The following is a 26835-nucleotide window of genomic DNA, read 5'->3' on the forward strand; positions in this document are numbered from 1 at the left end:
GGGTTAACGCCAAATGAGTCAGAACGTTTATATTGGAATGACTCTAAAACCGTGGCCAATTTTACTTGACCACTACAGACAGCATTTCTCAATCAAGCGTGGGTTCAAACGCTACTTCTGATAAGAAAAAAGAAATCAGTACCTATATCGAGAAACAACGTATTGCCAGAGAGATCACTCGGCTTGAGGGTGATCGTAAGCGGGTTATTGCGGCGCGTGATCAGCGCTTACGTAATCTTCGTGAAAGTCGGCAGTATGCGAATAACAACCTAGCCGGTGCGACGTGGGAGCAAAGCTTGGCGCAGGAAATGACTGCCACAGCTCAAGAGGCTGATACGCAGGTGTCATCTATCGATCGGCAGATTGAGCAGCTTAAAGACGAGTTAAAATAGTGCATGCACGTTTTTCCTGATTGTGTATTTGGTAAAGTACTGATAAATTTCATGTATTACAGTTAATTAGCTGTATCGCGTTTTTTATTGGCTAATGAGGTAAACGCACATGCGCACTAAGACGTTATGTTTCCAAGGAAATTGTGTGCCATATATGCTTTTCAAAAAATGTGTATTTATAATTTCTCTTTCAATAATATCTGTCTCGTGTGCGCCAGTAGTTAGAGATTACTACAAGCCAATATATAGCGAAGGAGTTACACACAGTAGTGGCTGCGGAAGTTCTGGCCCTGCGAATAAAATATCAATACAGCTTAGTGGGGGAGTTGAGCTCGAAGTATCTAGCTCTAGTTCTGCAAAAAACGAGAGGTTTAATAATTTTTATTTTACAGCTTCAATTCTTGCACCATCTGGAACATATTTTCAGTTTGAGAGTGACGAAATTGTCATTACTGACAATACAACAAACAAAATATGGAATGTAAAGATTGCTGAATTAATTACACGGACAGAGAATATTTCAAATGAAAATTCTGGAGAGTCCACTAATAAAGATGAATATCTCCGTGTAATTCCAACATCAAAGATAATTGGCAATACCTTTTTTGGCTATAACACATTATTTGGTAAAAAGTATTTTAATTCGGGTGCGTCAATAAGTATTTTTTCAAGAGATATTGAGTATAAATTGGAAAATTACTCTATCCAGTTACCATCCATTATTATAAATGGTAAAAAATACATTATTGAACCTATAGGATTTTTACATGTGCGAAGCATAGGAATAGACCCACTAAATTGTTAACATAACATGCTGTTCTGGCACTTCGTGCCTGCGCTGGACGAGTTTTAAACTCGCGGTTTTATGGTTTTGCTGCGCCAAAGTGTTCCATTAAACTACAATTTAAAAACTGCCGCTGAACTCGGCGTTAAGCGGCAATAGGAGAACATCGGATGTTCATAAAAACAAAAGAAATTTTAGAAGCTTCTGAATCAGCATTGTTAGGGTTTACCTCAAATCGAAGTGTGCTGAAGCCGGTTCAACGATTTGTTATTTATCCACTTGTATATCTCAGGGTAGGCTTTGGTGATTTTACAAAGCCAATGGCAATCTGGTCATTGGCGAGTTTTATTTTGCTACTTGTGTTGACATTGTTTTCTTCAAGCTTCGAAATGCCTAACGAAATATTCCTTGTGTCATTCAATGTGTGTATTTGGGTCGTACTGCTATTAACAATGTTTTCAACGCCTAGTAGCTATGCGTTTTATGGGGCTACTGAGGCAAGTGTAAATAGAATTGTTGAAATCCTTGATCAGAACAATGTTCACAAGGAAGTAGACGTAGAACTTCTCGAAGAGAACATGGAGAAAGTAGAGAAACGCATTGAAGCTAGAGTTGATTTTTACAAATGGATCATAGGATCATTTTGGGGGCTATATATTCTTTTGGTGAACTTCGAGTTGCGCTTTGTAAGTTTATCAGGCAAACCAATAGGCGATGATTTCCTACAAAGCACATTTGAAAGCTTCCTATATGTAATTCTATTTACTGCATTTGCATTGCTGGCAATGATTAGCTATAAACGTGCATCAAAGATGCTTATGGCGAACCTTCACTATGCTTGTGTTGAGCAAAGGGCACGACAACAGCCGCTAAACAAGTCAAGGCAGCATGACGCCAGCGAAGCTGTCGCCTCTGCTTAAAGCATTAGGCACAAGTTCAGAGATAATAATATGACAATTAATTCTATACGGTTTGACTTATCTAATTGGTTAATACACTTTTTTCGGGATATTGATTTCGAAAGTGAGAATTCAGTTCCATATGTTGAACATATGGGGTGGAGTAATGTAACGGAAGATACGCATTACTCTGCACTATTCATGCTTCGGTGTGCTATTAGGTCTGGACGGTTATGGGCAACGTGGTCCTATAGGAATGGTGCTAGGACTATATATGGGCCAGATCCTGCTGTTTGTTTTACCGAAATGCCAATAGCTGCGTTTATTGAATCTGGTGAAGCTCGTCACCGACGAGGGGAAGCAATGAGCCCTTTTGCCCTTATTTTCCCTAAAAATGATATGTTTATTGCAGGGGCTAACCCTGTCATATATGGCTTAGATGACAAAGATTATTGGCTCCCTTCTAGACGAGGGGGAAGAGCAAGAATTATTGATTCCAGTGTATTACCTGAAAGGGAACAATATAGGTACGTTACTTATAATCCAGCGTCAAGAGTGCCAATTGATTGGAGCCATGAGCGAGAGTGGCGATGGCCATACCGTGGTGATTACAGCATGGTGGAAGAAGAAATCGGAGAGTACGGATTAATCGAAGAGTTGATGGATATTCCTGGCTTGGATTTTTATCAAGAGTGTATAAATGGAATAGGCGTAGTTGTTCGTAATGAAGCACAGGGAAAGAGAATTGCACACGATATTTTAGTTCTCGTTGATAGGGGGGATGTAGTTAAGAATACTTTTGGTTTTATTCTTGTTGCCGATGAGTTACCTAATGGAGATAGGCTTGTTCATCCGGAAGATACACAAAATGCAATAAGCGCCTCACTAATTGATTTGTCTCCATTCTTCTCACATAACAAAAATAAATTACGTTTATTAGCTGAGGAATTTTCTTCTTTGGTTATACAAGTTGAAAGTGAAAGCTCTCCTCCAGAGGTAGGTATGTATGGTGGTTGTTGGTTATGGGTGCTTGACAACACTTCAATGCTGGTTAGAGCGTTAATTAAAGAGCATCGCATTGTAATCACAAAGTCTGGAAAGTATCTGGTGAATCTTTTTGAGTTTAGTGATTCACGTAGCCTTGAACAAAGAGAGCAAATGACCAGAAAGTTAGCTCGATTGGTCAACAATAAATATGAAATCGAGTGTGGATATTTTTCTGTCCACAACTCTGATAATCCAAATGAACTGCCATTTTATAATAGTGACCATCTGGATAACTACTTGCATTATAACGTTTCTTGGGAGTACTAAGGTCGAAAAGTGCCTAACAAACTGTTTAAGAGTGATTCGCAACGCATGGCATTTTTACTATGCGTTGTGTTTAGTGTTTTAGGTGGTATGCGGCAGCTTTTCTATTGCGTTGCTCACACCTTAACAGGGCGTTAGTCCCCACAAATCTAAAAATCGAATCCGTACTGTGTCCGTACAAGTTGCGCTGTGGTTGTTTAAACTTTATACTCCAATCCATTACGGATTCACTCCGTACGATAGGAGGTTTTATGGCGACTGCAAGACTTGATATCCGATTGGATGAAGAGATCAAAGCTAAGGCTGAGAAAGCATCGGCTTTGCTCGGGTTAAAAAGCTTAACTGAATACGTTGTTCGCTTAATGGACGAAGATTCAACTCAGGTGATTGCTGAGCACGAAAGCATTACGGTTAAAGCTGATGTATTCGACCAATTCATAATGGCTTGTGATGAGGCTAAGGTCCCGAACAAGGCATTGCGTGAAGCGGCAGCATTTACTAAACGTGGTGAGTTTAAGTGAGTTATTCCAAGACTTTTAAAGAATTGGATAAATCACAACACGATAGAGCATCATTTGACTGTGGCGAAGCAGAGTTAAACGATTTTATCCAAACTCAAGCAGCGAAACACATGCAAGCAGGTATTAGCCGCACAATGGTTTTACCTGCTGCTACGCCATTACCCAATCAAAAATACCCAATTTGCTCATTTTATACTATCGCACCAAGTTCAATTTGCCGTGATACCTTGCCGCAAGCCATGGGTAAAAAGTTACCACGTTATCCCGTTCCGGTCTTTCTGCTTGCTCAACTTGCTGTCCATAAAGAGTTTCATGGCAGTGGGTTAGGTAAAGCTAGCTTAATCAAAGCGCTAGAATATCTTTGGGAAATTAACGCTCACATGCGAGCTTATGCCATTGTGGTCGATTGTTTAACTGGCCAAGCTGAATCATTTTACGCTAAGTATGGTTTCGAGGTTCTTTGTGAAATCAACGGTCGTGTAAGAATGTTTATTCCAATGAAAACAGTCGGTCAGTTGTTCACTTAGATGCTTCATGCAGTCTCCTTGCTCTTCGGTGCGAGGAGCAGCTCTTACGTAATCGGGGTGAAAGTCGCCGGTAAGCAAACAACAACTTAGCTGATGCAACTTGGGAGCAAAGCTTAGGGCAAGAAATGGCAGCGGTGGCGCAGCAGGCAGAAACTCAGGTGTCTTCCATTGATCGGCAGATTGAACAGCTGAAAAGCGAAGTAATAAAATAAAGTTTTTTACAGTTGCTCTTGATGCAGAATTGCGCAAAACATATATCTGAGTAATAATTCAGCTCTTTGATTGAAATAGTAAGCAACTTAGAAAGCTAAGATGACATTACAAGTAGGGAGTTTTGATTGACTCAGCCGGTTCCGAAATCTTCGATTTACTTTGAACAAATCAGTCGAATGATAAAAAACAATTTAAAATTCAATGAGTTGGATTTTAAAAGGTTTCAATTTGAGATATCAAAAATAGACTCTATTGCCTCTCGTTTCGAGTTGTTAGGGTGGGCTCACGCTATCCAAGGTAATCAAAGTGAAGCCATATCAAGCTACAAGAGCGCTTTATCAAGCACCTTTGCAGGGTTCCATACGAATGGTAACTATTACTTGCTGCTTAAACGCTTTGGCTTATATCGTGAAGCGCTTGAATTTGGTAAGACTATTTCAGTTACTTACAATGATCCTGACTTCCTAAATGATTTTTTCCTAGAAAATATCGTTGCATTAGATGTTGATGGTGCACAAACTGTTTTTGATAAGCTTAGAAGAATGAACAAATTAGATCTAAGAGAGTTCATGACGGAGGCTTCGAAAGAAATGGATTTAATGCATAATTTATCTAGTGGTTTTATTAGCAAAGACCAGTTATTGGCTCTCGGAAAGGTAGTCCTTGAAGTAGCCGAAGAACATAAGTGCATACTAATCGGGAATAGAGTTCGTCATAACAAGGAAAGTAATCACTTATCTATTAGCTATGCTCTTGACTGCAAAATGGTCACTTCTGATCAACTTTTTGATGTAAACCTTGCATTATTTGAAAATCTAATCAGTAGTAATTTAGATAGCCTGCCTGCGGTAGTGCAATTTGTAAGATTGAACAAGTCTGAATCTAACATTTCTGATGTAAGCAAGGTATTAAAAGCTGAAGGAGTAACTGATGCCAGTTAGTCATAATTGTTTTTTAGTATCTGCTATTGACTCAATGGCTACTGAAACTGAAATCGGGTATAGAAATTGTGTAAGTCGTTCTTACTACTCAATGTATCATTCTGTTTTAGCAATAATTAAGAATGATATTCCTCATTATACTCAAGGTGGTGTGCATTCTAACCTTATAAAATATCTAGAGCTTTCAGGCAGTAGTGAGCCACACTCTTCACAAAAGCTTAAGGTTATCGCGTATATTCTAAAAGCCGCTAAAGATGTACGTTGCATGGCTGACTATGATTTGAAATGCACAGAAATTATTAAAGAAACTGCAGAGGATTCAATTACTAGAGCTAATCGCGTTATTGATATGTGTGATAAGTTAGACGCCGCTGCATAGTTTTATATGAACGAAAACTAAGGCGCAAATTTGATGCCTTAGTCGTATTACAAGTATAAATAACTAATCTTGAACCTGTCTTAAACATCCTTCGTTTTCATCTTCAACCCACTCACCAGAGTCGAGCAGTTGCTTGGCGCACTCACTGCAAATTTGATGTGTATTTCCACAGTGTTCAGCAAAGGTTGGCCTATGGATTTCACAGAAATAACCTTCGCAGCTGATTTCATCTGCGCCATGCATACCGCCACACGCATAGGCAAGGCCGCGGTCGATTTGTTTGTGGCAACCCGGATGATCACAGGTTGCTTCGAAGGCATAACCAATGGGTCTGCCGTTACTATCCTCACCACAATTTGACCAGCTCATTGCTTACCATCCTCAATGTAACGATGAAAATCATCCTCGCCACACGTTGCAAACTCCTTTTCGCAATGCGCCCATGAACAGACAAATTCGTTTTCGCATAGATCTGATGCGTAAATCGTATTTTCACCGCCACAGTGTGGACATGAAACTATTAGCCCTGCAGGCTTTGCCATCTTCTTCATTGCTCATCCTCATCATTGACTGAAATAGGCAGCGTTTCACCGAAGGTTGCCATAGCAACATGCAATCCAACCTTGAAGCCTTGGAGGAATTTTTTATCAGTAATTGTTTGGTCGCCTAAACCCAAGCTTTCAGTGCCTTTATATTGCTCAAGCTCATCACGCCGCATCTGAAACCATTCCTCAAGCTGTTCTATTAACCTTGCTGCATCGCCAGATACAAATGCTGATTCAACGGGGGCAATTTCTATCTCTAACTGTGTATCAGTCATCACTTCGGCTCCTTGTCCTTCGGCGCGAAGAACAGTGCGACGGGGCCATCTTCGGTGTCGTGAATACTCAGCAAGAATGAGCCGGCTTTGTCGCAAACGGGGTGCCAGTCGCTGATATCGGTGTCGCCCTCGTCAAAGTAGCGCTCGATCTGATGTTCAGTGGCGTCGAGCTCAAACCAAATCGCCACAAACTCGCCGCCGTTTTCAGCTGCCCATGCTTCACACTCTGCGCGGGTCACACTTTCATCCCACTCGGGCATATCTGGATGGGTCCAATAACCTTCTTCACGTTCTACTGTTGCTGCTTGTATCGGGTTCATGCTGCTTCTCCTTTTATCCTGAGTTTTGATTCTGCGTTGAGTGCGAATACTTCGGCGTCGGCTTGGCTGAAGTCGCTGCACTCGATGGCGTTAAAAGACTTACAAATGCCCCAGCCGTGGTAGTTATTGGGGGTGTACTTCACTTCGATTTGTTGCTGATCGCACATCAAGGTGAAGTAGGGCTTAGATAACGTGACCACGCCATCTTTAGTGCTGAACGTATTCATGCCGCCTCCTTGTTTTGGTTGTCGCTGGTTTGGCTGACTGGCGGATGGCAGGGCAGGCGCATTGGGTGATATCGGTACGAATACACTATGGTGCGGCTAATGCCCTTGGCGAGGTTGGTTAAGCCGTTGCCCAATGCTTGCCAGTACAGGCAATCTAGCGCGCCCAGTGCCAGCGCGATTTTGATGCTGTCGCCCGTTGTGGCCTTGAGTAACAGGCTCAACTTATGGCTGCGGTAATGATTTAGCAGATGGCGAAACGCCGCTGATTGAGTCATTTAGGCCACCTGCTTCGGTTGCAAAGGGTTTGATTGCAAAGGGTTTGATTGCAGCTTGGCCCAGTCGATGGCCTTAATGGCCTCGACCGTGGCGGCGATTTGCTCTAGCTTCTTTTGCCCGCGCATAAAGTTCGACAGTTCAATCCCGTGGCGAGCGGCAGCGCGTTCGGCGGGCAGGGCGCTGGTGTAATGCAGCGTTAATGCGGCAATCACCTCGGGCGAACTAATGCGGGTAAGCGATAGCAATAACGCAACGCGTTCTTTTGATTCAAAGCCTGGGAGTAAGTGGTTCATACGCTATTCCTTCCTTTTGAATCAGCAGGGCTAAGCTGCGGCTTCGCCGTTAAACACCACCAGATTGATGATGGGTTTCTTAGTTTTGGGGTTCACCTTGTCCGACAGCTTGTGATAGCGAATATGCACATCGCGGTGGGCTTCTTGGGTCATGGCTAACACGATATATTGCTGGCACAGCGCGGGCGTCGATAACGAATGCGACAGGCGTTGTGGCTTCATGGTTTCAAACAAGTGCTGCGCCATATCATTCAACTTAGCTTGGTACTCGTCGGGGCTCAGTTGACGGCGGTTAGGGTGCGCGCCTACTGAGGTGCTGCACTTTTTGGCCGCTTGATTTTTCGCTAAGGTCATGGACACGCCGTAAACAAAAAACATAGATACCTCCCCACTGAGCCGCTGATTACGCTAAGTTGATTTGATCTTGCTTGGCGGCGTCGCGTTGCTTGTCGAGGTATTCGGCAAGGTCGGTGACATTGACCATCCAAGGCGCTTTGTTGCTGTTGCTGGTGCGAAAGGCGGCTAAGGGCAAGCGGCCGGCTTTGGCATAGTTAGCCGCGGTACGCGGTTCGAGGCCAAAATACTCTTTGCTGATTTGATCCAGTGGCACTATCACTTTGTTGAACTGGGCCATAAGCAAAAACGCGGTGTTGATGCCATTCATGTTGGTTGCTCCGCTTGGGTGAGTTGCAGCGGATGCACGTTAGTGGCCGCCTGTTCGTTACGCCACACCATCACCTTGCCGTACAAGCCTTGTTGGGGCTCGGTAAAGCGCAGGCAGAAGTTGAGCCCGAGTTCGCCCGTATGGCGAATGAACTGGCGGTAAAACGCAGGGCTTGGGTGGTGATAGGCAAAATGCTTTACCAGCTCGGCACAACGGGCTTGCACTCGTGGGCAATCCATCGGGTCGGTGTGGCCCTTAGCCAGCGCCATCAAGCAGGCAAAACGTATCGCAACCAGTAGACGAAACTCATCGCGTTGCTTAGGTGTGGTGTGAACTTTCGCTAGAATCATTTCCTTGTCCTCGGTAGTGGGTACAAGGCAAAAGATAAGATAACTTATCTTTGTCGTCAATTGAAAAGTTAACTTATTTTTGAGTGTTTTTGTTTTGGTGATTTTTTGAACGAGTACTGAAGTGGGCTAAAATATTGAAATCAGATGAATTCATAATGGCTTAAACCATAATTAGCTCACTATTAGTTATGAATTGAGGTTCAAAGACCTGCACTTTTATCAGTTCACTTTAATTTTAATAAAAACTAAAACTTACATTGTTAGTGTTACTTATTTTCTTCCTTAATGTAGAGTAAAATACGCCAAATACAGAGATAAATTAGTAAGTGTGGGATAATACTATCCGCAATATTTGTACATGTAGAGAAAGAGTGAAATGAATAGTAATGTCTGTGACAATCAATGGCTTAGGTGTTTTGAGCCTCCGAATTATAATCAATTCGTACATTCAATCAACATCGTAGATCTATTCGCGGGTTGTGGTGGGTTAACCCTTGGTGCTTTGGAAGCAGCGAAAAAACACGGATTGTCAAGCAACATCAAACTTGCAGTAGAGTTGAATACGCAAGCTGCAAATACCTATGAAAGCAATTTTTATAAAAGTTTGTCAGCTATTCATAAAGGTGACATTTCAGAGCTGATTTCGAATTATCCAGGTGATATTGTTTCTGCTACAGAGAGAGAGATTCAGCTAAATAATAGTAATATTGACGTACTTTTAGCTGGTCCTCCATGTCAAGGGCATTCTAGATTGAATAATCATACTAGATCTAAAGACCCTCGAAATAAATTATACTTAAAAGTAATTCGTTTTGTTGAATTGTGCAGACCGAAGTTTGTTGTTATTGAGAATGTATTAAATATTAAATACGATTCAGATAACATTTTGCAAGAAAGTGCTAACTTTCTGACGAAGTTAGGTTACACAGTTGAAAACTTAATAATTAAAACTGTTAGCTTTGGTATTGCACAAAATAGAGTTAGACATATTCAAGTCGCTTCAATAGAAAAAATTGATTTTAATCTAGATGCCTATCGTTCCAGCTCCGTCTTGTCTGATGTTATTGAAGACATTATTGATAATGGAGAAAATTCTGACTCTATATTTGATACTCCTTCCGTAACTGCGCATTCAGAACGCATTGATTACCTTTTTGATCATGAATTATATGATCTTCCAAATGAAATGCGACCTGATTGTCATAAGAATAAAAAGCATACTTATAAAACTTCCTACGGTCGCTTGAAATGGGATCAACCGTCATCAACAATCACAAGAGGTTTTAGCACCATGGGCCAAGGTCGATTTGTCCATCCATTGAGAAGACGAACTTTAACTCCTCATGAGGCCGCTCGTATCCAAGGTTTTCCTGACTTCTTTAGTTTTAAAGATTACAAAACTCGTGGCAATTTGCACTTGATGATAGCAAATGCAGTTCCTCCGAAAATTAGTGCAATGCTTGTTGATTTATATTTGTCTCAAAGTAAAAGGAATTAAATATGTTAGCTCAGTCTGATGAAAAAGTTGCAATTGAAAATCAAATAAAATTATGTATGCAGTCGTATGATTATGATACTACGGAATATCCCGTTGGTGTTATTATTGAAATGTACCAAAGAAGTTTAGATTTTCTTTTTCTAGAAGAGGAACAAAATACTGGTGATATTATTTATATACCAGATTATCAACGAGAATTTGTTTGGACCGATGAGCGTCAGTCTAAATTCATAGAATCAATGATAATAGGTGTTCCAATCCCTTATCTATTTCTAGCTGATATATCAGGTAATATGGAGGTTGTGGATGGTTCTCAACGGTTAAGAACACTGTATAGTTTCATAGTTGGAGACTTGAAACTTAAAGGACTTAAACAATTAACATTATTGAACGGTAAAAGGTTTAATGATCTACCTTTAGTTCGACAGAAAAGATTCCGTTCTAAATCAATTCGAGCAATATTATTAGGAGAGAAAACAACCTCTGAAGCAAGATATGATCTTTTTGAAAGGCTTAATACTGGTAGTGATGAGCTCAAACCAGCTGAAATTAGAAAGGGGGCTTTTGCAGGACCTTTTGCTGATTTTCTTTCTGAATGTGCAGAGGAAGAACTCTTCAAAAAACTTTGTCCAGTAAGTGTTAAAGTAGGTTTACGTCAAGAGAATACAGAAAGAGTCTTAAGATTTTTTGCTTATTCGGCAAGCGATCCAATAGTTGGCTATAGGGGAACAGTCAGTCCTTTCCTAGATACCTATATGAAGGGTATAACAAAAACTTGGAATGCTGATATCGAACGTGAGATGAAAGCTAAGTTTCTTGCTATGCTTAATTTTGTTGACCAAAACTTTCCTTATGGTTTTAGAAAATTTGAAGGAGCTAACTCAACTCCAAGAGTTAGATTCGAGGCAATATCGGTAGGTGTTGCAAATGCTATAGCTTTAAATCCAGATCTTAGCGTGAATAATGTTGAATGGATCGATTCAGAAGAGTTCCATATTCAAACTCGTTCTGATGCTGCGAACAATAAATCAAAATTAGTTGGACGAATTGATTTTGTAAAAAATAAGTTGTTGGGGATTTAGAAATGGATTTAGAAATGGAGGATTTTGAGAGTAGAGTTAATGAAATTGAGCTTTATTTTCAATTTATGGAACAAATAACCGCAACTAATGCTTGTATTGGCGATCTTTACGATGTTGAATTTGAAAAAATTAAAATTGATTCAGAAGTTAAAAAGATTTTTAAGGCAAATTTATTTTTACTATTATATAACTTGATTGAATCTTCTTTTAAGAGTGCTTTGGTAAAGCTGATTCAAGATATTAATGGTTCTAATAGTAAATATGGAATGTTAATTCCTGAGATAAGGAAAATTTGGTTTCAAGATAAAACAAAGTTTTTTTCTGAAAAAACACCAAGAATTTCTGGTAAAACTGTAAATAAATTAGAGTATTATTTCCCTATTGTTGATGATATCTTCGAATTTGTTTTAAGTATTCCAGAGAAACCTGAGATATCTGGAAATTTAGATGGACAGAGTATTCGAAAGTTATTAGAAAAATATGGTATTTTGTCTGAAGAAATAAAAAGTCTAAAATCGGAAAAGTTAGTTAAAGTCAAATCCAATAGAAATGATTTAGCGCATGGTGATATTTCTTTTTCAAACTGCGGGCGAGATTTAAGTGTGCCAGAATTAAAAGAAATAAAAGATCAAGTGATTAATTATATGCGAGTAATATTAAATGAATTCAATAGAAAAATTGAGAATAAATATTATTTAATTAGTTAGTAGTAATTTAGAATTTGTTATAAGTTTTTATTTTTTCTATTGAAGTCAGCATTAGCTGAATTCAATAGATTTTAAATTAACACTGAATACCAAAACACTTTACCAATCACTTTAATGTTTTTAAGTTGTTCGTTATTGATGTGCTCGTCTGGCCACTCATCGGTGTTGTAGCTACGTAGGCGCAGGCCACCACCGGGGAGTTTGTAGAGCATTTTGACACGCATCATGCCATCGTGGTTAATGGCGTACATTTTACCGTCCACTATTTCGGTGGCTGAGGTATCTACACCGACAGTTGAACCGTGGGGTAATACTGGCTCCATGCTGTTGCCATTCACTTTGACACAGGCCGCATGATCTGTGTTTACACCTTGACGCTTAAGGCTACTTTTGGCAAAACGGAGCTTAGGGCCTTTATATTCAACACCTTCTGCAATGCCTTCACCCGCCGAGAGTTCGATATCCACGTAAAAGGGAATTTCGACTTCATCCTCACCCAGTGGACTATCGTTGTCCCATAGATCAAAGCCGCCAGCCCATTCAGCATTGGATTCAGGTTTCGCAGCGACTTGTCCATTTAGAAGCCAGCTGAGATCACATTTCAATGATTTCGCTAAAGCAAATAAATTTGCGCCCTTTGGGGCTGTCTCATCTTTTTCCCACTGAGTTACTGCAACAGCAGAAACCCCAACTAAAGCACCAAGTGCTTTTTGGGTGATACCTAATTCTTTACGCTTTTCGCGTATGCGCTGACCGAGTGTTTTCATGTAAGTGATCTTATCTTTTGTTGACATAAGTTTCCTTTCTTTCTATTGTGTAAGAAAACTTATTTATTCGGTATGGAGATCAACCCATGACAAAAGATGATGCTGTCAAATTTTATGGTTCTCAAACCAAGCTAGCTCAGGTTTTGAACATCAAACCTTCTGCAATTAGCCAGTGGGGTGAAGACGTTCCCGAACTCCGTGCTTATCAAATTGAGCGCCTAAGCCATGGTGCACTCAAAGTTAACCCCGTCGTTGTTTTAGATAATCCTGAGTCGGCGAGTGTGGCTTAGGTTCACTGTAGGTTGAAGGAGGACAGTACACATGAAAACCCATTCACGTAAAAATGACAGCCGTTTGAATTTGTTGATGAAAACGATTCATCGGGTGTTGGAGTTACCCAAGATGACACGTTTTGCGCTGGCGATAGATTTTGTCGCGGCGGTTGAACGCCTTGGGCTAAGCGAGGTGTTAGCGGCGGAGGGCATTAGCTTTGCCCGCACTCAAGACGTGCACAACGATGCGCGGATAAATGCGCAAAAGCTGTTCCGTTGGCTTGGCCAGTACGAGGGCCAGCATCCGCAGGTGGATCGCTTGTTTCATGTTGAGCAAGCACTGGTGGCGGCACTGCCCGAGCATTTGCGGGTGCAGTATCTCAACGATGTATTTGGTTGCACTGGGGTGACGGTCATTGCTGATCGCATGAATGATGGCCATGTGTTGCATGTGGCCGATATGGCGGCATCGTTAACCAAAGAGAACGCCGAGGCGCAAGTGGCAGTGATCCATTTGGGCGAGGAGCCCAAGCGCGAGCAGTTAGTGGCGGCGCACCGTGAGTTAAAAGAGTCGGCGGCGACCACGCAAGCGAGCATGGCGGCGTTAGAGCTGGCGTACCCGTATTTAGCGAGTCATGGCGGTAAGGCGGGTTGTTGATGACGGTACACGAACACGCATCGATTACTTATCGAGAATAAGAAAGCCCGCAAAAGTTTGGCGACAGGCGCGGGCTTAATACCTAAGAGAGGCGATTACATGTTACGAAAGCATGGGGTTTGCGTCAATTCGGCTTTGTGGGTTACTCCGTTTGGGGGTGGTTTATGAGCATGGAATTGATGGTAAAAGCGATGAAGGCCAAGGTGGGCAATCCACTGAGTAAGCTAGTGTTGATTAAGCTGGCCGACAACGCGAACGATAATGGTGAATGTTGGCCGAGCCATCAGCATATTGCAGATCAGTGCGAGATTGGTCATAGCACAGTGAGAAAGCATATTGCGGCCTTGGTTGATATGGGTTTTGTGACGATTAAAAATCGTAAGGGACCTAAGGGAAATTTAACCAATATTTACACGATTTCAATCTGCTACGAGGTAGCACCCCCTGTGCTAGCAGATAGCACCGAAGGGGTGCCACCAGATAGCATAGGTATGCCACCAGATAGCACACCCCCTGTGCCACCAGATAGCACCGGAATCTATCACTCTTTTGAACCTATCAAGGAATCTTTAAAAGATAGTTGTCCAGCAACGAGTGCTAAGTCGGTTTTCAATGCGTTTTTCAAAGCGTATCCCGCCCATCGCAAAGGCGGCTCGGATTCGGCTGCGTGGAAAGCGTGGAAGGCCGAAAAGCTGACCGATGCCGATTGTGTGTTGGCGGTGACCTGGTTGAAGGACGCTGCGGCGCTGGATACCAGTTGGGGCTTTAGCGCTAACGGCCAGTTTGTGCTCGGCATTACCAAGTTTATCCGTGAACGCCACTGGCTGACGCCGTTGCCAAGACCGATGGCCGCGGCCGTTGGGCAAGTGGATTGGAGCCATGCGGTGTATGACCCTGAGGATCCTTTGATATGACTGCCAAGCAAAATACGAGCATGAAATCACTGCAGACCTTAATCCGCCAGCCGCTGGTTGGACAGGGCGCGCGGGTGACACAACCTGAGCCGACGGCGATGGATATGGCGATTGTGGACAGCGTGTTTAGCAAGTTGCGGGTGTTGTTTCCGGTGAGTGCGCCACGGCCTGAGGACGAAGCGACCCACAAAGGTGAGTGGCTTAAAACCTTGGCGGCGCAGGGGATTGCGAGCCGCGAGCAAGTGCAAGCGGGGCTGAATCGCGCTAGACGCGAGCAGGGCGATAGGCAGTTTTGGCCGACACCGCGCCAGTTTGCGCTATGGTGCCAACCCACGGCCTGTGATTTAGGGCTGCCCAAGTTAGAGGCGGCGTTTAAGGAGGCTACGCGCCATTACCATCACCCCGACAAGCATACGTGGAGCCATAATTTGGTGCGCTTAGCGGTGCGCGAGACGGGCAGTTGGATGTTTGCGACTGGGCTTGAAAAGGATGTGTTGATGACGTTTGAGCGCAATTACAAAGTGTTGTGTCGGCGCTTTAGTCGTGGCGAGTTGACCGATGTTGAGTTGCCAAAGGCATTACCTGAAACGGTGACGCGGCCCACTGAGGCGGCAAAGGCGAAATCGATTATTGCTAATTTACGGGCAAACCTTGGGCTTAAGGGGGCAAACGATGGCTGCTAGCGGGGTTGAGATTGGTAAGTTGAACGATGCCGCGCTGCGCCGTTGGTTACGTGGCGGTTTGACGCGGGACTTTAGGGACCCGCAGTTTCCTGAGCTGCGTTTACGGGCGACGGCGGATAGGACGAAGGCGAGTGTGCATTTGGTGATTAATGAGGGGGATAAGACGGTTTGGAAGAAGCAAGGCGTGTGGCCGAGCATGTGTATTAAGACATTTTTAGCGGATTTACCTGTGATGCTGGCTAAGCGTAGTGCGGGTGCGGATGTGTTGCGCGGTGAGTTTGCGACTGTGACTGATTTGCTGTTGTGGTATGGGGATTATTTGGATGGTAATACGACGTTAAGCCCGAGCTGGCGCGATAACTGTAGGTCGATTATGCGTAAGCAGTTGTTGCCTAAGTTGGGGGATGTGGCCTTGGCTGAGTTGTCGTTTTTGGTGGTGGATAGTGCGTTGGTGAAGCTGATGCTGAATGAGGGTTATGCGCCGCATTATATTCGTTTGAGTGTGAATGTGCTTAAGCGGGCGTTGAGTTTGGCGGCTGATTTTAGGTTGTTATTGCTTAATCCTCTGATGGGGTATCGAGTGACGATGAGTTTAACCTTATCACCTAAGCCTGATACGCGCTTGATGGAGTCGGACTTAGGGCCGTTGTTTATCGCTTTGCGGGATGCATTTATGCCGGTGGCGATGTTGTTTATGTTGATGCTGATGTTTGGCACGCGCATTGGTGAAACCCGTTTGGCACGATGGGAGCATTTTGCGGGTGAGTTTTGGTTTATTCCTGCGGCGAACGCGAAGAACCGCCAAGAGCACCGGCTACCGTTAACGCCTACGGCTAAGGCGTTGATCCAACATTATTTACAGTGGCAGCTTAAAAATGTGGGTAAGCGGGCATTTTTGTTTGCGGGTGATGTGGGCGCTATTAGCCAGCGCACTGCGCATTATTGGAGTGAGACGATTCGGTTTAAGGAGTTTACCTCGCATGATTTGCGCAAGCTTTGCCGGACGATTATTCAAGACATGGGCGTAGATACTATGGTGGGTGAGCGGTTGCTTAATCATGCCTTGCCTGTGCTTTTGCGTACCTATGTTCATTCGACTTTGGATAAGGGCATGTTGAGTGCGCTTGATGCGTATCACGCGCATTTAATTTCGCTCGGTTTTAGTGAGGTTGCGCCCGAGATAATCCCTAGATCGTCTGCGAATGTTGGGAGTGCTCAAACCCTTGGTGCGAGTGGGTGGCTGTGATGATCGTTGCATCAGCCTTACAAGAGTATGCAATAGCACAAATTAAGGTGGTTTTATGAGCAATCGGTCAGCAATCATTCTAAAAACTGGGCGTGGTATTCGGGGCTTTAGTCAGCATGAAGTGGCTGAGATTTACGGAGTGGATCGCCGTACTTATCAGCGATGGGAAAGCGGCAAAAGCAATGTTCCTTCTAACCATTTTCTTGCCATCTTGGATGATGTATTTCATTTATCGATTGAGCAGATCACGGAGGTAGCGAATGAGGCCAGCTAATTTAAGAGTGACATTGGTTGCTGATGGGCGAGATGACTTGGTCAACATGAAAGCCCTTCGTGCTGGGCTCAATGCCTGGGGGCGTTATTGGGCGTTCCAAGAACTCGGTAAAGGTTTCACTAATCGCAGTGCTTGCGATAAGTTAGGTGAGGTGCAAGTTTATGGATGTGCGTTGGTTAGGGAGTTGAGCGTTCCTAAGCAGGTGGTCCAGTTCGATAGGATGATTGAGCGGTTATCGCCAAACTGTATTAGGGCGATTCGTACCTGTTACGTGTGCAAAGGCCAGTGGGCATTGATGGGGTTCGACAGTAAGAAGTCGTATGTGTATTGGTTGAGAAGGGCAGAGATGGAATGCATTAATAATTGATTTTTAGCTAGCAATTAGTATTTTGGTGATATCAAATTAATTTAAGCATGAAGAGGATTTGTTAAGGGTATACCTATGAAGTATTTAGTAATTCTGTTATCACTTATTATTTCTAGTGTTTCTGTGGGAGTGGATGCGACCACTTTCTCTAGGGATGATCAATATATTCGCTTGGATTTGGCTCCGTTATGTACAGCTGATGGACAAGTTACCCTTACTCTTACTAATACATCTGGTCAAAAGTTATTTGTTGACCCTCACATAGCTGATCCTGCCCTTTTTGATTTAGCTAGAGCAAGGATGTATCTCAGAGGTATGAATGATAATAAGCTTGTTAGTTTGAGTCCGTTAACTGAATATGTAAGAACTTCTGATTGGAGTGCATTGGCAGCTGGGGCAGTAATAACATATCCAATTGATTATACCAAACACGCAATTTTAGATACTTCCAAAGCTTATAAATCTGGTGTTGAAATTCGGATGGACATTTTGCTTGAGAACGGGAAAAAAGTTGTCGTAAAAATTGATTCCGCATCTCTTAATAAATATGCCGATATTCAACCGGATTGCTTTAAGTAATTTGCTGTCTTGGTACATCGATGAGTTGGAGTATGCTCATTAGGCATACACTCAATGTTAATACTCAATTGGTCTTTATCTTGGGGTGATTGCAAAACCATGATGATGTATGAAGCTATTTGAGATTAGATTAATGCCGATTGTGCTGAGTGGAGATGGACTCAATGGTGATGAGAATCGATATCATCAGGTCGGAGCGCCCCACATTTTTTCACGGGTCCTTTCGGCTGCCTTCACTGCGGGGGCGGTGACGCGCAATGCTTCACTACATATGAGAATTTTGGGGAGGTTGGTTGTTGTTTTATGAGCCCCCTAAAATCTAAAGAAATTCAAGTAACAAAATGTTAACCTATCATTTTGATTTATCTTAATTTTATTAAGTGTGTGCCTAGTGATGTTTGATGGTCATTTTTGCCGCCGAATATAACAACTTTGTCAGATCGTTTTTTGATCCTTCGATCATCCAGTTTCCCCTTATCTGAATTTTTTACGTGATGACCATTTTCTTGGCGTTGGGAATATGGTTCTCATGGTTCGTGTTGCCTACCGCTGAAAATAGCTAAATCAGTTAAGTGATAAGTAAAATGTAAATTCAGCTAAATGCTTTTATCACTCAAATCACTTAAGCGATAAGTAAAACGATAAATCCTCTGTGATTAAGTTTTCACGTATCACATATTTACAAATTCCGAAACGGCACTTTTGTCGCTTTATGCGGCACATTTGCCGCTTTCAAGGCCCTTAAAATCGAGTACATTTGTATACGCTTGCTAAGGTTACATTTATTCAGTCGCACGTTATTTCTCTGCCAAGGGCTCCTTTTAGGGGCCCTTTTTATTTGGCGCTATTTCTTGTTCGCAAACATCCAAATAGCTGTTCGTTAGCTAACCCCCGCTGAAAAAAAAGCGGCCGCTGCAATGGTGGTCGTGGTGGGTATGTGTTGCCGTGGTGTTTGACATGACCGCTGCGGACGTTGAAGGACACTAAAAACATCAGCTGTTAGAGGCGGCTACCTCACCGTTGATCTAACCGTTGGCCGCGCTAAGGCTAACCTCATTTTAAAGGAGACTGACCTATGTCATTAAAGCAAAAGCTCATGGCACTGGGGCTTTCTTCTGCTGTCGCGCTGGCGGGGGCTAATTTGATTGCCCCCGCTGAAGCGCCGAACGGCGAGCCCATTCTGCACACCTATCTTGATCCTGTGGATATTATCACCGCTTGCTTTGGGCACACTGGCACCGAGCTTGAGCTAAACCAGTTTTTTAGCGAGCAGCAATGCATTGAAATGTTCGCCAAGGATTTAGGTAAAGCCGATCGCCAGCTGCGGCGGCTAACGTATCCGGTGCAACTTACTGAAGGTGAACACGCTGCTTACCTCAGTCTGATTTACAACTTTGGTGCGGGTAACTTTCAAACCTCCACCTTGCGCAAGCTGTTACTGCGCGGAGAAAGGGTGGCCGCTTGTCTCCAGCTCACCGATGCATGCGGTAAACACGGCTGTAATGGTTTTGTCTATGCCGCTGATATCAAGTTGCCTGGCTTAGTCGAACGCCGCAAAAAAGAACGTAAAATCTGCTTAAAGGATTTATATGTGGAATAAAATCATTAATGCCACTGGCTCGCTGCACCTGTATTTAATCGCAGCGCTCATCATAGTGATAACGCTACTTGGCCTTAGCCTGACCGCCGTTAAAGCTGACCTCGCGTTAAAAAACTCGCAGCTAGAAACCGCCGCCGTTAACCAGCGCATGCTGCAAGATGATCTCACGGTTGTTACCGATGAATTGCAAGTGCAGGCCATCGAACGTGACAGGCTTGCTAAGGATTACGCCTTTGCCTTAGCGCTCAATGAAAAAGCCGATAAAGCCAAGGCCGAGATTGATCGCCAGCTTGCTGATCAGCGAGAAGCCATTAAAAAACTAAGGACCTCAGCCAATGAACAAACCCGAAGTTGGGCTAATACTGTTGTGCCTGATGATGTTAAGCGGCTGCTCAAACACGCCGCCTATTGCGCGCACCGTAGTCACCAAGCAGACCCAATATGTACTACCGCCGCAATCATTAATGAGCCAGTGCCTGCCAGCCGAATGTAGTTCAGACGCTAATGCCGATCTGCCCGATTGCATCATTCAACTCTTAGCCGTGATCACCAAGTGTGATACCGATTTGCATAACATCGAAACATGGCGAACGGAAAAACAGCATGAACAATCCATACATTAATGATGTGACCACTCAAAAATCGCTGACGTTTAGCGCTTATGTATCGTCGCTCATGAGCACAATTGGAGGTGCGTTTACGTTGAATGAAATCGCCATTTTGCTCGGGATATTCTTCGCGCTCGTCACCCTATTAGCCAACGTTTTTTATCAGGAGTTGCGCCGCCGCCGTGAGCAACGTCAAACAGATAAGGACGAACTACGCGCCCAAGAGTTACACCGAGCGGAGATGCAGCTGAAAGCTGCACTGTTAAAACAGGTAGATGAACACCATGGCACGCATTCAACCATCACCACCCGAGCCTGTTCTACTGAGTAAAACCGACCTATGCAAAAGCCTTGAGATCAGCACCCAAGCGTTTGATAAGTGGGACGTGCCAGTGCACAGCAAGCTCGGTCGCGTGTGTTTATACAAGATGGCCGATGTGGTGGGTAACAGAGTCGCCAACGAGCGTAAAAAAACCATCACTAAACCCGATGAAGATGATCCCGATAAGCCAGATATGGACTACGAACGCTGGCGCTTAATCCGAGCCCAAGCAGTTGGGCAGGAGATTAAAAACGAAAAAGACCTCAAAGAAGTGGTCGAAGTTAATTTTGCTACCTTTGTGCTAAATCGCATTGCTGCGCAAATTGCCCCAGTGCTCGATCAAATACATATACGGGTAAAACGCAAATTCCCCGACATTCCAGAACGCACAATCGACGCTATCAAAGCGGAGGTGATTAAAAGCCAAAACACCGCCGCCGATCTTGCGGAGGGCATTGAGGGTTTATTAGATGAGTATATCGGCCGCGCAGATTAAAAATCTGAAAGCCGCCGTTGCTGCTGGGCTGCGTTCGTTCTATCGCCCACCCATGCTCACCTGTTCTGAATATGCCGACGAGCACTTTTACATGTCGTCGGAGTCCTCTTACACCGAGGGTAAGTGGGAAAGTTTACCGTTTCAAATTGGCATTCTTAATGCCATGGGTAACGACCAAATCAGCACGCTTAACTTAATGAAGTCAGCGCGTGTCGGTTACACCAAAATGCTGATGGCTAACGCTGCTTACAAGATTGAACACAAAAAGCGCAACGTGTTGATCTATCAGCCTCGTGATGGTCAAGCCAAAACCTTCATGAAAAAGCACGTTGAAACGGCGATTCGTGACATCCCTGTTTGGCGCGCGCTTGCACCTTGGATGGGTCGCAAACATAAAGACAGCACGCTAGAAGATAAAATATTCACCAATGGCAAAACGCTGATGGTGCGCGGTGGTACCGCTGCAGCTAACTATCGCGAAATCTCCACCGATGATGTGATCTACGATGAGCTAGCGGGTTTTGATGAATCCATCGAGCACGAAGGTAACGCCACATCGCTCGGTGATACTCGTATCGAACTGTCGATGTTTCCTAAGTCGATTCGCGGTTCAACGCCTAAAGTGCTCGGTACCTGCCAGATTGAAAAAGCCTGCAGCGAATCACCGCACTATTTTAGGTTCAACTTGCCTTGCCCACACTGCGACGAACTGCAGGATTTAAAGTGGGGTGGCCCTGAAGAACCCTTTGGGATTAAGTGGCATAAAAATGCCAAGGGTGAGCACGACCCAAGCACAGCCTATTATCTGTGTGAGCAATGTGGTTGCTGCATCGAAAACAATCAGCTCGACGATATGGAGCTGCACCCAAGCGCAGTTTGGATATGCGAAAACACCGGCATCCACACTAAAGACTTTTTAGACTTTTATGATGCCGACGGAAACGACATCACCACGCCGCCCAATATCTCGATTCATATCTGGTCGGCCTATAACTCGCTCAACAGCTGGGCGAAACTGGTTACTGAGTTCTTTAAAGCCAAAGGCGATAAAGAAAAGCTGCAGACTTTCGTCAACACTAAGTTAGGCCAACCGTGGGATAACGACAACGGCGAACGCTTAGAGTGGGAAGAATTAGCTAAGCGCCGCGAAATGTACCCGAGTGGCAAAGTGCCTAACTGGGTGGTGTATTTAACTTGCGGTATCGACACCCAAGATAACCGTTACGAAGGCCGTGTTTGGGGCTGGGGTGCGGGTAAAGAGGCGGCGCTAATTGACCGCTTTATTCTCCATGGTGATCCCGCTGATCAAGTGCTTAAAGACAAAGTGGCTGAGCGTATTGCGCAAAGCTATGCCCGTGCCGATGGCGTTGTGCTCAATATCGGCGTAGTGGGTTGGGACTCTGGCGGCCACTACACCGATGACGTTTACGCTATGAGTAAAAAGCTTGGGCTAATGCGGGTTATACCCATTAGAGGTGCCAACGTTTACGGTAAGCCGATCGCCAACTTCCCCCGTAAGCGAACCGCCAAAGGTGTTTACTTAACGGAGGTTGGTACCGACAACGCCAAAGAGCTGTTGATGTCGATGTTGCGGATTGCCCCTGATGTTGATGTGCGCAAGCCTGGTGCGATTCACTTCCCGTTAAACGAAGCGGTATGTGATGACGTTGAGCTGCAACAGCTCACCAGCGAACGCAAGGTTCCGGTGCGCCAAAACGGGCGGATCATCTATAAATGGGACAACCAAAAGCGCCGCAACGAGGCACTAGATTGTTTCGTTTACGCCCTAGCCGCGCTGTATATCGCGATAGAGAAATTCGGCATCAACCTCGACAAGCTTTCAAAAGTTACCCCGATCGCCATATCAAGCGACCAACCCAAAGAACCTAAACCCAAAGCCGCAAAACAGGCCAATGCGAATGCTGCTTACCTAAACGGTGGCGGTGGTGGCAGTTCTGGCGGTTGGCTGTAGTTAATGCCAATAAAGCCAAGGATAACAGCATGACCAAAACCCAATGCCAACAGATGATCGATGCGTACTTTCAGGCTGAGCTTGATGTGTTGGCAGGCAAGCAAACCACGATCAACGGCAAGTCGATGACCACAGAGGACCTAGGCGAAATCCGCAAAGGTCGGTTTGAGTGGGAGCGCCGATTAAATTGCTTTAGTCGGCCACAGGGCGGGGTTAAGTACGCCAGTTTCAACAACTAAGGCCGCATTAATAGGGCACTTATAAAAATATAAGTCGGAGCAACACATGAGCATTATCAATGATGCGCTGGCGATATTTGCCCCGCGTTTAGCATTACAGCGTGAAGCGGCTGCAATGAGCTATCGCAACCTGAAAGGGTATGAAGCTGCCAGCCCAAGCCGCACTCATCGCGCTAAAAAGGAAAGTCGCGGGGCCAACCAAGCGGTATTTGCTGCAGGTAAAAGCCTGCGTGAGCAAGCGCGCTGGTTAGACGAAAATCATGATCTCAGCATTGGCATTCTCGACCGCATGGAAGAAAGGGTGATCGGTGCCCAAGGGATTGTGGTTGAACCGCAGCCGCGCAGTATTAGCGGTGAAATCCTTGATGACTTAGCCAACGATATTCAACGCCGTTTCGGTGCATGGTCGCTTAAGTGTGACGTTACGGGCCGCTTTAGCCGCCCTGAATTAGAGCGTTTGGTGTTACGTAGCGCCCTGCGTGATGGTGATGTATTCGGCCAGCATGTGATGGGTAAAGTGGCTAAGTTCGCCCACCCCAACGAGCAAGGCACCCAATACAGCATTGAAGCGTTAGAGGCCGACTTTATCCCCTACGAGTTAAACGAACCAGCAAAGCGGGTACGCCAAGGGCTTGAGGTTAACGGCTGGGGCCAAGTTGTTAACTATCACGTATTGCTGGATCACCCCGCTGATCAAGTTGGCTTTCGCTACAAAACTAAAGTGGTACCCGCATCGTGCATGATGCACTTAGGCTTATTTAAACGCTTGCACCAACTGCGCGGCGCTTCTTTATTCCACGGCATTTTAACCCGCCTTGGTGACATTAAAGACTATGAAGAATCCGAGCGAGTAGCCGCAAGGATTGCGGCCGCGCTGGCGTTTTACATCAAGCGCGGTGATGCCGCCATGTTTGTTCCTGACTCAAGTGGTGAATCGTCAAGCCGCGAAATCCCCATTGCACCTGGCATGACCTTCGATGATCTCAAGCCCGGTGAAGATGTGGGCATGATTGAATCAAACCGCCCTAATGTGCACTTAGTTGATTTTCGTAACGGTCAATTAAAAGCCGCCGCAGCTGGTACCCGTGGCAGCTATTCCAGCATTGCCCGTGACTACAAAGGCAGTTATTCAAGCCAGCGCCAAGAGCTAGTTGAGCAAGACGAATCCAACCGAATTATGCAGCAGTGGTTTTGTGCTGGCTGGTCGCGGCCTGTGTTCCGCAATTTTCTCAAAATGGAAATGCACAACAAGCAGGACCCGTTAGTGCTACCGCCTGATCTCGACATGCGCACTTTATTTGATGCCGTGTACTACGGGCCCACCATGCCATGGATTGACCCACGCAAAGAGGCCGAAGGCTGGGAAATGATGATCGCTGCCAACGTCGCAACCGAGGCCGATTGGACTCGCGCCCGTGGCCGTAATCCTGCAGAAGTAAAACGCCAGCGTAAGCGTGAGGTGGATTACAACCGCGAAAACAACATGGTCACGGCCAATGACCCCGACCCCTCGCTAGGAGATCCTAACAGTGAAAAAGACCCCAATAGCATCAGTAATGCTAAGCGCAATGCTGCCAAGCGGAGCGCTGAGCGTGCCCGTCGCAACGCTGAACCAGAGTAATAAACCCGCCAATAGCTGGTATAGCCTCAAAGCCCAAAACGGTAATGCCGAGTTAATGATCTATGACGAGATTGGCGGCTGGGGCATTAGTGCGCAACAGTTCGCCCGTGATCTACAGGCCCTAGGCAAAGTGGGTACCATTACCGCCCGTATTCATTCGCCAGGCGGCGATGTATTCGAAGGTATGGCGATTTACAACATGATCAAAGGCCATCCAGCGCACAAAGTTTGCTACATCGATGGCCTTGCTGCTTCGATGGCCAGTGTGATTGCCATGGCTTTTGATGAAGTCATCATGCCTGAAAACGCCATGATGATGGTGCATAAGCCTTGGGGCGGAACTCTCGGTGATGCCGAAGATATGCGCAAATACGCCGACTTGCTCGATAAGGTTGAAGGCAATTTAGTGGGCGCCTACCAACACAAAACAGGCTTGTCAGAAGATGAACTTCACGCCTTATTAGCCGCTGAAACTTGGTTAACAGGCCGCGAAGCAGTGGAAAAAGGTTTTGCCAACACCCTCACCGATCCGCTGCAAATGGCGGCATCACTTAATTCAAAACGTCTTAAGGATTTTACTAATATGCCTGAAGCTCTCAAAAACCTGTTTGCACCGCAGGGTAACAGTGCTCCCAACCCACTCGTGCCAGCACCAGCAGCACCTAATGCTCAGTTGCCTGCGCCTGCAGCAACACAACCTGATACCACAGCTATTCAAGCGGCTGCGATTGCGTTTAATACTGAGCGTATGAACGGTATCAATGCGGCATTTACTTTCTTTCCTGAGTTAGCAGAGTTACGTAATCAGTGTATTGCCGATGCCAACATCAATGCTGATAAAGCCAAAGACATGATCTTGGCAAAGTTGGGTGAGAACACTACACCGTGCGCTACGTTACCTCGCACGACTATTTATGCGGGTAACGGCAATATCGTTGGTGACTCGATTCGCGCTCAGTTAATGGCGCGTTCCGGCCATGCAAAAGCTGAAGCTAGCAACAACTATTCGAGCTACACCATGCTTGAGTTGGCGCGCGCCTCACTGTTAGATCGCGGTATCGGCTGCGCTGGATTCAACAAAATGGATATGGTCGGCTTAGCCTTTACACACAGCTCAAGCGACTTTGGCAATATCCTGTTAGATGTCGCTAATAAATCAGTGTTAATGGGCTGGGAAACCGCCGAAGAAACCTTCGAGCGTTGGACCAAAAAAGGTCAACTAGGCAACTTTAATATCGCCAAACGTATAGGCCTTGGTGACTTTAATAGCCTACGCCAAGTACGGGAAGGTGCGGAATACAAGTACGTCACCGTTGGCGACCATGCACAACAAATCGCGCTGGCTACCTATGGCGAGTTGTTCAGCATTACTCGTCAGGCCATTATCAACGACGATATGAGTATGTTGACTGATATCCCAATGAAAATGGGCTTTGCCGCCAAAGGCACCATTGGCGATTTGGTATATGCGGTATTAACCAAAAACCCCGCAATGGCTGATGGCAAAACGCTGTTCCATAATGAACACGGCAACTTAGGTTCCGGTGCGCCAAGTGTGGCGGCCCTCGATGCCAATCGCATGTTAATGCGTAAGCAAAAATCGGGTAATCGCCCTCTGAATATTCGGCCTGAGTTTGTACTGTGCCCTGTAGCGCTTGAAACCACGTTTAACCAGATCATTAAGTCTAGTTCTGTTAAAGGTGCCGATGTGAATTCAGGTATTGCTAACCCAATCCAAAACTTTGCCGAAGTGATTGCTGAGCCTCGTTTAGATGATAACAGCGCGGTTCAGTGGTTCCTTTCTGCGGGTCAAGGCCGCGACACCATTGAGGTGGCTTACCTTGATGGCATCGACACGCCTTACATTGAGCAGCAACAGGGCTTCACTATCGACGGCGTAGCCACCAAAGTGCGTATCGACGCGGGTGTTGCACCGCTTGATTACCGTGGATTGGTGAAATCAACAGGCGTGTAAACAGCGCTAAACCGACATAAATGGGCTATCAAACGATA

General features: G+C 45.0%; 37 protein-coding genes and 1 pseudogene. 28 read left to right on the forward strand and 10 right to left on the reverse strand.

The window, feature by feature from the left end:
* Positions 1 to 74 precede the first annotated feature (74 nt).
* From HGO26_RS16625 to HGO26_RS16660, 8 genes and pseudogenes are all read left to right on the forward strand, one after another.
* Positions 75 to 392, forward strand: a pseudogene (locus HGO26_RS16625) (hypothetical protein); the annotation flags it as partial.
* Positions 393 to 546: 154 nt separating this feature from the next.
* On the forward strand, positions 547 to 1197 hold the full coding sequence (locus tag HGO26_RS16630) for a hypothetical protein (protein ID WP_247651580.1): 651 nt from the start codon (positions 547 to 549) through the stop codon (positions 1195 to 1197).
* Between the two features lie 149 nt (positions 1198 to 1346).
* Complete coding sequence (locus HGO26_RS16635; RefSeq protein WP_168826597.1) at positions 1347 to 2096, forward strand: hypothetical protein; 750 nt, start codon at positions 1347 to 1349, stop codon at positions 2094 to 2096.
* Positions 2097 to 2438: 342 nt separating this feature from the next.
* Entirely contained in the window at positions 2439 to 3389 is a 951-nt protein-coding gene (locus HGO26_RS16640; protein ID WP_168826598.1) for a DUF4427 domain-containing protein, read from the forward strand.
* 248 nt (positions 3390 to 3637) lie between these two features.
* Positions 3638 to 3907, forward strand: a complete 270-nt coding sequence (locus HGO26_RS16645) for a type II toxin-antitoxin system TacA family antitoxin (RefSeq protein ID WP_168826599.1) — start codon at positions 3638 to 3640, stop codon at positions 3905 to 3907.
* On the forward strand, positions 3904 to 4434 hold the full coding sequence (locus HGO26_RS16650; protein ID WP_168826600.1) for a GNAT family N-acetyltransferase: 531 nt from the start codon (positions 3904 to 3906) through the stop codon (positions 4432 to 4434). Before HGO26_RS16645 ends, HGO26_RS16650 begins: the two co-directional genes overlap by 4 nt.
* Before the next feature lie 338 nt (positions 4435 to 4772).
* The gene (locus HGO26_RS16655; RefSeq protein WP_168826601.1) at positions 4773 to 5588 is read left to right on the forward strand and encodes a hypothetical protein; all 816 of its coding nucleotides are present in this window, start codon (positions 4773 to 4775) and stop codon (positions 5586 to 5588) included.
* A complete protein-coding gene (locus HGO26_RS16660; protein WP_168826602.1) occupies positions 5578 to 5967 on the forward strand; it encodes a hypothetical protein in 390 nt (129 codons plus the stop codon). Before HGO26_RS16655 ends, HGO26_RS16660 begins: the two co-directional genes overlap by 11 nt.
* Before the next feature lie 63 nt (positions 5968 to 6030).
* Here the strand turns inward: HGO26_RS16660 and HGO26_RS16665 are convergent, their stop codons facing one another.
* The 9 genes from HGO26_RS16665 to HGO26_RS16705 all read right to left on the reverse strand — a co-directional run bounded on the left by HGO26_RS16665 (position 6031) and on the right by HGO26_RS16705 (position 8917).
* Entirely contained in the window at positions 6031 to 6336 is a 306-nt protein-coding gene (locus HGO26_RS16665) for a hypothetical protein (RefSeq protein WP_168826604.1), read from the reverse strand.
* Positions 6337 to 6514: 178 nt separating this feature from the next.
* The gene (locus HGO26_RS16670; RefSeq protein WP_168826606.1) at positions 6515 to 6787 is read right to left on the reverse strand and encodes a hypothetical protein; all 273 of its coding nucleotides are present in this window, start codon (positions 6785 to 6787) and stop codon (positions 6515 to 6517) included.
* Positions 6787 to 7107 carry a hypothetical protein gene (locus HGO26_RS16675; protein WP_168826608.1) on the reverse strand — a complete coding sequence of 107 codons (321 nt, stop codon included), beginning with the start codon at positions 7105 to 7107 and terminating at the stop codon, positions 6787 to 6789. Before HGO26_RS16675 ends, HGO26_RS16670 begins: the two co-directional genes overlap by 1 nt.
* The gene (locus tag HGO26_RS16680; protein WP_168826610.1) at positions 7104 to 7334 is read right to left on the reverse strand and encodes a hypothetical protein; all 231 of its coding nucleotides are present in this window, start codon (positions 7332 to 7334) and stop codon (positions 7104 to 7106) included. Before HGO26_RS16680 ends, HGO26_RS16675 begins: the two co-directional genes overlap by 4 nt.
* Positions 7331 to 7609: a hypothetical protein gene (locus HGO26_RS16685; RefSeq protein WP_168825293.1), complete on the reverse strand. Its 279-nt coding sequence runs from the start codon at positions 7607 to 7609 to the stop codon at positions 7331 to 7333. The genes HGO26_RS16680 and HGO26_RS16685 overlap by 4 nt, the downstream gene beginning before the upstream one ends.
* Positions 7610 to 7903 carry a hypothetical protein gene (locus HGO26_RS16690; RefSeq protein WP_168826612.1) on the reverse strand — a complete coding sequence of 98 codons (294 nt, stop codon included), beginning with the start codon at positions 7901 to 7903 and terminating at the stop codon, positions 7610 to 7612. It abuts the gene before it with no gap.
* 30 nt (positions 7904 to 7933) lie between these two features.
* Positions 7934 to 8281, reverse strand: a complete 348-nt coding sequence (locus HGO26_RS16695) for a hypothetical protein (RefSeq protein WP_011847795.1) — start codon at positions 8279 to 8281, stop codon at positions 7934 to 7936.
* 25 nt (positions 8282 to 8306) lie between these two features.
* Entirely contained in the window at positions 8307 to 8567 is a 261-nt protein-coding gene (locus HGO26_RS16700) for a pyocin activator PrtN family protein (protein WP_011847794.1), read from the reverse strand.
* Complete coding sequence (locus tag HGO26_RS16705; RefSeq protein ID WP_012196661.1) at positions 8564 to 8917, reverse strand: forkhead box protein; 354 nt, start codon at positions 8915 to 8917, stop codon at positions 8564 to 8566. The genes HGO26_RS16700 and HGO26_RS16705 overlap by 4 nt, the downstream gene beginning before the upstream one ends.
* A 376-nt stretch (positions 8918 to 9293) precedes the next feature.
* Between HGO26_RS16705 and HGO26_RS16710 the strand changes: the two genes are divergently transcribed.
* The 3 genes from HGO26_RS16710 to HGO26_RS16720 are packed head-to-tail and all read left to right on the forward strand — an operon-like array spanning position 9294 to position 12204.
* A complete protein-coding gene (locus HGO26_RS16710) occupies positions 9294 to 10415 on the forward strand; it encodes a DNA cytosine methyltransferase (protein ID WP_115335521.1) in 1122 nt (373 codons plus the stop codon).
* A gap of 2 nt (positions 10416 to 10417) precedes the next feature.
* Entirely contained in the window at positions 10418 to 11497 is a 1080-nt protein-coding gene (locus HGO26_RS16715) for a DUF262 domain-containing protein (RefSeq protein WP_168826614.1), read from the forward strand.
* 2 nt (positions 11498 to 11499) lie between these two features.
* Complete coding sequence (locus HGO26_RS16720; protein WP_168826616.1) at positions 11500 to 12204, forward strand: MAE_28990/MAE_18760 family HEPN-like nuclease; 705 nt, start codon at positions 11500 to 11502, stop codon at positions 12202 to 12204.
* 71 nt (positions 12205 to 12275) lie between these two features.
* Here the strand turns inward: HGO26_RS16720 and HGO26_RS16725 are convergent, their stop codons facing one another.
* Positions 12276 to 12971 carry a S24 family peptidase gene (locus HGO26_RS16725; RefSeq protein WP_115336164.1) on the reverse strand — a complete coding sequence of 232 codons (696 nt, stop codon included), beginning with the start codon at positions 12969 to 12971 and terminating at the stop codon, positions 12276 to 12278.
* Between the two features lie 86 nt (positions 12972 to 13057).
* On the opposite strand from HGO26_RS16725, the gene HGO26_RS16730 reads away from it, so the two are divergent.
* From HGO26_RS16730 to HGO26_RS16805, 17 genes are all read left to right on the forward strand, one after another.
* A complete protein-coding gene (locus HGO26_RS16730; RefSeq protein ID WP_168826618.1) occupies positions 13058 to 13261 on the forward strand; it encodes a Cro/CI family transcriptional regulator in 204 nt (67 codons plus the stop codon).
* 31 nt (positions 13262 to 13292) lie between these two features.
* Entirely contained in the window at positions 13293 to 13901 is a 609-nt protein-coding gene (locus tag HGO26_RS16735) for a hypothetical protein (RefSeq protein ID WP_168826621.1), read from the forward strand.
* Between the two features lie 164 nt (positions 13902 to 14065).
* Positions 14066 to 14815: a helix-turn-helix domain-containing protein gene (locus HGO26_RS16740; RefSeq protein WP_168826623.1), complete on the forward strand. Its 750-nt coding sequence runs from the start codon at positions 14066 to 14068 to the stop codon at positions 14813 to 14815.
* A complete protein-coding gene (locus tag HGO26_RS16745; RefSeq protein WP_168826625.1) occupies positions 14812 to 15498 on the forward strand; it encodes a replication protein P in 687 nt (228 codons plus the stop codon). Before HGO26_RS16740 ends, HGO26_RS16745 begins: the two co-directional genes overlap by 4 nt.
* Positions 15488 to 16744 carry a tyrosine-type recombinase/integrase gene (locus HGO26_RS16750; RefSeq protein WP_168826628.1) on the forward strand — a complete coding sequence of 419 codons (1257 nt, stop codon included), beginning with the start codon at positions 15488 to 15490 and terminating at the stop codon, positions 16742 to 16744. The genes HGO26_RS16745 and HGO26_RS16750 overlap by 11 nt, the downstream gene beginning before the upstream one ends.
* Before the next feature lie 55 nt (positions 16745 to 16799).
* Complete coding sequence (locus HGO26_RS16755; RefSeq protein WP_168826630.1) at positions 16800 to 17018, forward strand: helix-turn-helix transcriptional regulator; 219 nt, start codon at positions 16800 to 16802, stop codon at positions 17016 to 17018.
* A complete protein-coding gene (locus HGO26_RS16760; RefSeq protein WP_168826632.1) occupies positions 17005 to 17385 on the forward strand; it encodes a hypothetical protein in 381 nt (126 codons plus the stop codon). Before HGO26_RS16755 ends, HGO26_RS16760 begins: the two co-directional genes overlap by 14 nt.
* Positions 17386 to 17460: 75 nt before the next feature.
* Positions 17461 to 17964: a hypothetical protein gene (locus tag HGO26_RS16765; RefSeq protein ID WP_168826634.1), complete on the forward strand. Its 504-nt coding sequence runs from the start codon at positions 17461 to 17463 to the stop codon at positions 17962 to 17964.
* A gap of 1075 nt (positions 17965 to 19039) precedes the next feature.
* Positions 19040 to 19564, forward strand: a complete 525-nt coding sequence (locus tag HGO26_RS16770; protein WP_168826636.1) for a lysozyme — start codon at positions 19040 to 19042, stop codon at positions 19562 to 19564.
* Complete coding sequence (locus HGO26_RS16775; RefSeq protein ID WP_168826637.1) at positions 19554 to 20057, forward strand: hypothetical protein; 504 nt, start codon at positions 19554 to 19556, stop codon at positions 20055 to 20057. Before HGO26_RS16770 ends, HGO26_RS16775 begins: the two co-directional genes overlap by 11 nt.
* On the forward strand, positions 19942 to 20187 hold the full coding sequence (gene lysC, locus HGO26_RS22570; protein WP_367870022.1) for an Rz1-like lysis system protein LysC: 246 nt from the start codon (positions 19942 to 19944) through the stop codon (positions 20185 to 20187). The genes HGO26_RS16775 and lysC overlap by 116 nt, the downstream gene beginning before the upstream one ends.
* The gene (locus HGO26_RS16780; RefSeq protein ID WP_012586805.1) at positions 20168 to 20503 is read left to right on the forward strand and encodes an HP1 family phage holin; all 336 of its coding nucleotides are present in this window, start codon (positions 20168 to 20170) and stop codon (positions 20501 to 20503) included. Before lysC ends, HGO26_RS16780 begins: the two co-directional genes overlap by 20 nt.
* On the forward strand, positions 20457 to 20990 hold the full coding sequence (locus HGO26_RS16785) for a terminase small subunit (RefSeq protein ID WP_168826638.1): 534 nt from the start codon (positions 20457 to 20459) through the stop codon (positions 20988 to 20990). The genes HGO26_RS16780 and HGO26_RS16785 overlap by 47 nt, the downstream gene beginning before the upstream one ends.
* The gene (locus HGO26_RS16790; RefSeq protein ID WP_168826639.1) at positions 20965 to 22962 is read left to right on the forward strand and encodes a phage terminase large subunit family protein; all 1998 of its coding nucleotides are present in this window, start codon (positions 20965 to 20967) and stop codon (positions 22960 to 22962) included. Before HGO26_RS16785 ends, HGO26_RS16790 begins: the two co-directional genes overlap by 26 nt.
* Positions 22963 to 22991: 29 nt before the next feature.
* Entirely contained in the window at positions 22992 to 23201 is a 210-nt protein-coding gene (locus tag HGO26_RS16795; protein WP_168826640.1) for a hypothetical protein, read from the forward strand.
* A 46-nt stretch (positions 23202 to 23247) separates the two neighbouring features.
* The gene (locus HGO26_RS16800) at positions 23248 to 24822 is read left to right on the forward strand and encodes a phage portal protein (RefSeq protein WP_168826641.1); all 1575 of its coding nucleotides are present in this window, start codon (positions 23248 to 23250) and stop codon (positions 24820 to 24822) included.
* Complete coding sequence (locus HGO26_RS16805) at positions 24731 to 26797, forward strand: ClpP-like prohead protease/major capsid protein fusion protein (RefSeq protein WP_345719258.1); 2067 nt, start codon at positions 24731 to 24733, stop codon at positions 26795 to 26797. The genes HGO26_RS16800 and HGO26_RS16805 overlap by 92 nt, the downstream gene beginning before the upstream one ends.
* Positions 26798 to 26835 lie beyond the last annotated feature (38 nt).

The organism is Shewanella oncorhynchi (assembly GCF_012584455.1).
In the GTDB taxonomy this organism is placed as follows: Bacteria; Pseudomonadota; Gammaproteobacteria; order Enterobacterales; family Shewanellaceae; genus Shewanella; species Shewanella oncorhynchi.